The 366-nt window shown below is 79.8% G+C and carries 1 protein-coding gene; it reads left to right on the top strand.

Features of this window, described 5'->3' with window-relative positions; genetic code table 11:
• Positions 1-366, top strand: a 366-nt coding sequence (locus tag AC0IVP_RS21835) for a hypothetical protein (RefSeq protein WP_471759271.1), incomplete at both ends; no start/stop codon positions are given.

The following is a 366-nucleotide window of genomic DNA, read 5'->3' as shown; positions in this document are numbered from 1 at the left end:
GCCCTCCACCGAGGCCCCCACCGAGGCCTCCACCGGAGCCTCGTCCGAGGGCGCGACCGAGGCCCCGGCCGACCCGGTCGAGGTCCCCGACGCCGCCGAGGTGCTGGCCGCGGCCGACGTGCCCGCCGAGGGTGACCTGCTCGACGTCAGCGAGACCGCCGAGACCACCGACGCCACCTCCGAGGCCCCCGACGGCGCCGCCGTCGAGGAGCCGGTCGTCGTCCCCTCCGAGGCCGAGGTCACCGAGGCCTCCGACGCCGTCGCCTCCCCCGCGCCCGACGGTGCCGCCGGCGACCCCACGGCCACCGAGGGCACCGGGACCGCCTCCGCCGAGGTGACCGGCGAGACCGCCGACGTCGCCACCCC

It is taken from the genome of Klenkia sp. AC732 (genome assembly GCF_979256525.1).
This window is presented reverse-complemented; position numbering and strand designations above follow the sequence as displayed.